This is a genomic window from Variovorax sp. Soil_C_12 (genome assembly GCF_057657375.1).
On sequence record NZ_JBDGIO010000011.1, the window covers coordinates 211,144 to 218,080 of the forward strand.

Annotated in this window: 3 protein-coding genes and 1 pseudogene; 3 read left to right on the forward strand and 1 reads right to left on the reverse strand. The window is 67.4% G+C overall.

The features are described from left to right. Positions 1 to 140: 140 nt before the first annotated feature. The 3 genes and pseudogenes from AC3A6X_RS26100 to AC3A6X_RS26110 form a co-directional block, all read left to right on the forward strand. Positions 141 to 2,361 (forward strand): annotated as a pseudogene (locus tag AC3A6X_RS26100) (autotransporter family protein); the annotation flags it as partial. Positions 2,362 to 2,431: 70 nt separating this feature from the next. After that, a complete protein-coding gene (locus AC3A6X_RS26105; RefSeq protein WP_106561362.1) occupies positions 2,432 to 3,256 on the forward strand; it encodes an undecaprenyl-diphosphate phosphatase in 825 nt (274 codons plus the stop codon). 455 nt (positions 3,257 to 3,711) lie between these two features. After that, positions 3,712 to 4,866: a porin gene (locus tag AC3A6X_RS26110; RefSeq protein WP_487844902.1), complete on the forward strand. Its 1,155-nt coding sequence runs from the start codon at positions 3,712 to 3,714 to the stop codon at positions 4,864 to 4,866. 102 nt (positions 4,867 to 4,968) lie between these two features. Here the strand turns inward: AC3A6X_RS26110 and AC3A6X_RS26115 are convergent. Beyond that, positions 4,969 to 6,937 (reverse strand): hypothetical protein (locus AC3A6X_RS26115; RefSeq protein ID WP_487844903.1); only part of this gene is annotated, 1,969 nt, incomplete at its 5' end.

Sequence of the window (6,937 nt, forward strand, 5' to 3'; positions counted from 1 at the left end):
GCGGCACCCTGCGCACCACCGGTGCCTTCACCACCGCGCGCGGCGTCAACCTCGGCGCGGGCGGCGGTACTCTGCAGACCGATGTCGATCTCACCGCGAGCGGCGTCGTCAGCGGCGCGGGTGCCCTCACCAAAACCGGCGCAGGGACGCTGATATTGATGGGCTTCAACAACTACACCGGCGGCACGGTTTTCAATGCGGGCGCGGTCTCCGTATCCGACAACGCCCACCTGGGCGATGCCGCCGGCCGCCTCGTCTTCAACGGCGGGGCTCTGAAGACCACTGCCGACATCACGATGAACCGTGCCATCACGCTCGACACGCAGGGCGGTGCGATCGACACCCTTGCGGAAACGATGCTGACGCAGCAGGGGGCTGTCGACGGGGCCGGCGTCCTGACCAAGACCGGTGCCGGCACCCTGACGCTCAGTGGCGAGAACAGCTACAGCGGCGGCACCGACCTCAAGGAGGGCCGTGTCGCCGTGCGCAACAACCGCGCTCTGGGCACTGGCGAGCTCGCCATGCATGAAGGCACCACGCTGCGCTTCGCCGCCGATGGGCTCACCCTGGACAACGCCATTGCCTTCACCGATGCCGTCGATCCCATCGTCGACACCGGCCCCTTCACTGCGACTCTGACGGGCGCCATCACCGGGCCTGGCGACCTCAGCAAGATCGGAAGCGGCACCCTCATCCTCTCGGGCGCCAACACCTACACCGGCGCCACTGCAGTCACCGAGGGCACCTTGCGTGCTGGTGTGCCCAACACCTTCAGTCCGGCTTCCGCACACAGCGTCGCCGCGGGTGCCACGCTCGACCTTGCCGGCTTCAGCCAGAACGTGGCGGGCCTCACCAACGCCGGCACCGTCTCGCTCATCGGCGCTACTCCTGGCACCACCCTCACCGTCACCGGCCCCTACGTGGGCAACAACGGCCTCCTGCGCCTGGGCACCTTCCTGGGCGACAGCGCCAGCGCGAGCGACCGGCTTGTCCTCAGCGGGCCGAGTGCCGTCGCCAGCGGCCGCACCACCGTGCAGGTCGTCAACCTCGGCGGACTGGGGGCGCTCACCACCGGCAACGGCATCGAGCTCGTGAGCGCCCTCAACGGCGCCACCACCACCGCGCAGAGCACCAAGGATGCCTTCGCCCTGCAGGGCGGCCATGTGGATGCAGGGGCCTACGAATACCGCCTGCAGGCCGGCGATGCCGCCGGTGCCGGAGAGAACTGGTACCTGCGCTCCACCAGCACCATCATCCCGCCGGCCCCGCCCGCACCCCCGACACCCCCAGCCCCGCCGGCGCCCGGGGAGCCTCCAGCACCCGCGGTTCCACCTTCCCCACCGCCGGCTCCAGCAGCAGCCCCCATCCAGGTGCCCACCTACCGTGCCGAAGTCCCTCTTTTCGCAGCCCTGCCCGAGCAGCTGCGCCAGGGCAACCTCGCGATGCTTGGCAACCTGCACCAGCGCATCGGCGACGACGATGTGAAGATGGCTGCCGGCGCTCAAGGCAGCGCAACAACGCCCCCCACTGGCGAGCGCCGTGCCTGGGGCCGCGTCCTCAGCACCCGCTTGAACATCCAGCAAAGCGGCACCGTCAGCCCGCACAGCGATGGCCGCCTGAGCGGCTTGCAGGCCGGCACCGACCTGTGGACCGCCCCCCAACTGGCGCGCCGGCCTCTACGTCGGCCAACTCGACGGCGATCTCCAGGTCAAGGGCTTCGCCCGCGGCATCGCCAACCTGGCCGTCGGCAGCAACGACCTGCGCAGCCAGTACCTGGGCGGCTACGCCACCTACAGCAGCGACAGCGGCTTCTACGCCGATGCCGTGCTGCAGGCCGGGCGCCACAGCTACGAGGTCAAGCCGCAGACCACTCTGCGCACCAAGGGCAAGGGCAGCAGCCTGAGCGCCTCGCTGGAGATCGGCCAGTCCTTCGCGCTCGGCGAGGGCTGGCAGATCCAGCCGCAGGCCCAGCTGGTGCATCAGCGCCTGGACCTCGACGACGTAGACATCACCGGCGCGCGCGTGCGCCAGGAGCGTGACGGCAACTGGGTCGCCCGCGTGGGCGTGCGCGTGAAGGGCGACATCGCCACGAGTGCAGGCCGGCTGCAGCCCTATGCGCGAGTGAACCTGTACCGCGCCTCGGGCGGCAACGACAGCACCCGCTTCATCAATCCAGCTGCCAGCACGGCCATCGCCAGCAGCACGGGCAGCACCTCCACCGAGCTGGCCGCAGGCTTCACGCTGCGCCTGAGCGAATCGACCAGCCTCTACGGTGAAGTGGGCAAGCTGTGGGCATCAGGTGGAGACACCCGCGTGAAGTCGCAGCTCAACGGTTCCGTAGGCCTCAGGGTGCGTTGGTAGAGCAAGGCGTGCTGAACGGAAGCTGACCGGCCTCCTCGCGATAATCGGCGCTCTTGAAAAAGGAGCGCGCGTGGATATCGTTTTGCTGGCCAAGGCCGCCATCATGGGCATCGTCGAGGGACTGACCGAGTTCCTGCCCATCTCGTCGACCGGCCACCTGATCCTGGCCGGTTCGCTGCTGGGCTTCGACGACGACAAGGCCAAGGTCTTCGACATCGCGATCCAGACCGGCGCCATCCTCGCCGTGATCATCGTCTACTGGCAGAAGATCCATTCCACCCTGGTGGCGCTGCCGCGGCAGCACAAGGCGCAGCGCCTGGTGCTCAACGTGCTCATCGGCTTCCTGCCCGCGGTGGTGCTGGGGCTGCTGTTCGGCAAGCTGATCAAGGCGCACCTGTTCACCGCGGTGGTGGTCGCCAGCACCTTCATCATCGGCGGCTTCATCATCCTCTGGGCCGAGAAGCGCCCGCCCGGCGCGGTGCGTGTGGAGCACGTGGACGACATGACGCCGTGGGACGCGCTCAAGGTCGGCCTGGTGCAGTGCTTCGCGATGATCCCGGGCACCAGCCGCAGCGGCGCGACCATCATCGGCGGCATGCTGCTGGGCCTGTCGCGCAAGGCGGCGACGGACTTCTCTTTCTTCCTCGCCATCCCGACGCTGATCGGCGCGGGCGCCTACAGCCTCTACAAGGAGCGGGCGCTGCTGTCGGCGGCGGACCTGCCGATGTTCGCGGTCGGTCTCGTCTTCTCTTTCGCGAGCGCGTGGCTGTGCGTGCGCTGGCTGCTGAAGTACATCAGCAGCCACAGCTTCGTGCCCTTCGCCTGGTACCGCATCGCCTTCGGCATCGTGGTGCTGGCCACCGCGTGGAGCGGGGCCGTGGTGTGGGCCGAATAGGCGCTGCGCCGTCGCAGGTGCCGCCGCTCAATGATCGGCGCTCGCCGGCGCATCCCACACGAAGCCGACGCCGTAACGAATCCGCTGCCGAGCAGGGTGAGTTCGGGCGGCGAGGTCAGCATGCGATGCAGGGCCGCGGCGCCGTCCTCGACCGGCTCGACCTCGTGGCCGGCGCGCTGCAGTTCGTCGAGCAGCGCCAGGGCGGCGTCCAGCCTTTCCTGCACCAGCAGGATGCGGCTCATCGGCTTGCGCCTTCGCGAGACAGCGTGTGCTGCATGCAAGCAACACTTCATGCGCGCCGGGCCGCAACTACCAGATTCCTCCGGACTTGAACGAGACCATGCCCTCAGCTGCTTGATGAAGAGCGGCGACATGACACCTTGAGCGGCTTCGGCATGGCAATCGGGCCATGGTCCGTCGCCGCGCAAGGATCGCTTGAAACCGGAGAACCCTGAATGAAAAAATCACTGACCGTGATCGCCGCTCTGGCCGCGACCGGCCTGGCAGCCGCTCAATCGTCCGTTACCCTGTTCGGTGTGGTCGATGCGGGCGTGGCCTATCAATCCGCCACCTCGCGCAATGCCGCGACCGGCGTCAGCGTCACGCAGAGCAAATGGAGCCTCGCCAACTCGGGCTACAACTCCAGCCGCCTCGGCTTCCGCGGCACGGAAGACCTGGGCGGTGGCCTGGCTGCCAGCTTCTGGCTCGAAGCGCCGATCACCAACGACGACGGCGCGACCGGTGTCTCGACCTTCAACCGCCGCTCCACCGTCAGCCTCTCCGGCGGCTTCGGTGAACTGCGCCTGGGCCGCGACTACACGCCCACCTTCTGGAACGACACGGTCTTCGATCCCTTCGGCACCAACGGCTCGGGTGCCAACGTGATCAACACCGTGAGCGGAAGCGCCGGCATCGACAACGCCAACTACGTGCGCGCCAGCAACGCGATCGGCTACTTCCTGCCGCCGAACCTCGGCGGCTTCTACGGCCAGCTGCAGTACAGCTTCCACGAGAACACCGACACCAGCACCTCGTCGACCACGACCACCGCCAACACCAATGCCGGCCGCTACATCGGTGGCCGCTTCGGTTATGCGAACGGCCCGCTCGACGTCGCGGTCTCGGCGGGACAGAACCTCGCGGTGGACACCACCGCGCTGACGCGCAAGGTGCAGACCGTCAACCTCGGCGCTTCCTATGACTTCGGCATGGTCAAGCTGTTCGGCGAGCTCTCCAGCGTGCAGAACAAGTTCGAGATCCCGGCCATCACCTACCACGACAGCTACAACGGCTACCTGCTCGGCGCCACCATGCCGGTGGGCCCGGGCCTGATCCGCGCGTCGTACTCCGCCGTGCGCTACAACGAAGGCGCCTACGGTCTCACCGGCGACGACCCGCGCGTGAACAAGCTGGCCATCGGCTACGTCCACAACCTGTCGAAGCGCACCGCGCTCTATGCGACGGTCGCTCGCGTCAGCAACAAGAACGACGCGGCCTACACGGGCAGCCTGGTCTCCGCGAGCACCACGGGCTACGGCGGCGTGAGCTACGGCGCAGGCCTGCCGCGCAGCTCCACGGGCTACGACTTCGGCATCCGCCACGCGTTCTAAGCGCGCATGGCCCGCTACGGCGGGCCATGTGTTGTGCAGCCGCCGGTGCATGCGTCGCATGCATCGGCGGCTGCTGTCTTTGACGGCTACTGGCTCAGCGCGTCACGGCACGTTCGACGCGTGGACCGCGAACGGCTTGAAGGGCAGGGCCAGCTTGCCGGCGTACTCGCCGTTGGACGCAAGTGTCGGGCAGGCACCAGCCGCGGAACAGAAGTTGGTGTCCGGGTAGATCAGGTCGCCGAAGCGGTAGTTGTCGATGCTCTGGCCGCTGTAGTTCGCCACGCTGACGATGTTGCCCCGCGTGGAGTAGTTGTCGGACATCGTCACCATGATCGGGTCGACGCGGGAGTCTTCCATCGTGCGCAGGATGGTGCCGCTGTTGCCGTCGCCGGCGAACTTCACCCAGCCCCATTTCCGATTGGCCCGATCGGTGAAGATCAGCATCGTGTTGAGGGTATCCGTCTGGTTCGGGTAGTCCTTGGCCGCCGCCAGGTGCGTGATGTTGCTGCCGAGGCCTGTCACGACGCCGACTTCCGCGATCTCGGCGGGCGTGCCGGCCGCCGGCTTGGGCCCCTGCACGTACGCCCCCAGTGCGTACATGTGCACCTTGCCGTTCTCGGTGGCAACCCATGCGCGTGGGTAGTGCGGATTCGATTCCCAGTACATGTCGTTCGGCGGCGCCATGCGACGCCGATCGTCCTTGCTCCAGTGGTTGTAGGTCGAGGTCGTCAGCACGCTCGTCGGCTTGTCGGCCAGCGTGATCGTCTTGATGACCGTCGGCGTGGCCTGCGGACGATCCGCGAGCAGGTAAGGCCACTGGGTGGAGGCGAGGCCGACGTTCTGCGTCTCCAGGTTGCTCGCGGCGCCGCCCAGGTACATGTCGTTCGTGTACTTGAAGAGCGGGCCGAGGTCGAGGAAGGCCACGGTCTTCTCCGACTTCGAAGCCACCACGGCCACGCCGCCCTTGGCGTACTTCTCGTAGTACTCGCCGCCGGGCAGCAGCTTGGCCCGGTTGCTGGCCATGGGCGAGGCTTCCTTGGCCATGCCCGACAAGCCACCGCTGCCGGTGTACACGACGGCCGCATACGGGTGCATGCCGGTGGTCACCTTGATGGAGGTCGGCGCCTTCATGTTGGCAGGCAGATCGACGTAGCCGAGCACCTTCATGAAGATGTAGTTGCCCTGGTTGAAGAAGCCGGGATGCACCATGTCCATCCAGTCGTGCCACCAGTCGTACTTGGGACCATTGAGCGTGCAGCCCTGGCAGCTGCCGCCGAGCGAGATCACGGCGACCTGGCCCTTGCGGTTGAGGGTGTCCCACACCGTGACGAAGGCGAACTCGCCGCCGCCGGTGACGGAGATGGCGGTCGGCACCTTGCCGAGGGCGAGCTTGACGCTGGCGCGGTTCTGCGCGGTGTACGTGCCGACCGTGAAGATGGTCGCCGCTTTTGTCGGGCTGCCTTGTGTCGCTATCAGCGAGAGGCGTGTCGAGGGGCTGTCCGCTGCGTTCTCGCCGCGGTCTTCGACGATGGGCAGGTCTGCCGGGTCGTTCGGCGACAACACGCCCGTGGCGTAGTACTGATCGATCGCGCTCGGCAGCAGTCGCCGGTCTTGCCACAACAACTGCGGGCGTTGCATGAACGTCACCCGGTCGGTCGCCTGCGTCTGGAACCATCCGAGCGCGTTCGACAACGAGCTCCCGCTGGCGGGCGTGCCGATCGCCGCGCCATGAATGCTCACGTAGTAGTTGTACGCGGCGTTGTTTTCCGCACCGAGCTGGTAGTAGAGATCGTTGCCTGGCCCGTGGTTGATCGCGCCCACGTCTGCTTGCAAGGGCAATGTGCCGACGCCGGTCTTGCTGGCCGCCGGCCCGAAGCGGTACGCAACGCCCTCGGGCAAGCCGAACTTGTAGGCGATGCTCTCGTAGGCGCTTGCGACGATCGCGCCGGAGCTGTCCACCACGTCGCCGGCGATGGGTAAGGGCGCGGGAGCAGGCTTGGGAAGGGGAGCAGGGTCAGGAGCAGCGGCAGGGGCGGGGGCGGGGGCGACGGGGCTGGTTTGCTCCGTCGCA

Bases quoted from the DNA above. Each gene is read 5' to 3' on its own strand.
- AC3A6X_RS26110 (WP_487844902.1), top strand. From the start codon at position 3,712: ATGAAAAAATCACTGACCGTGATCGCCGCTCTGGCCGCGACCGGCCTG.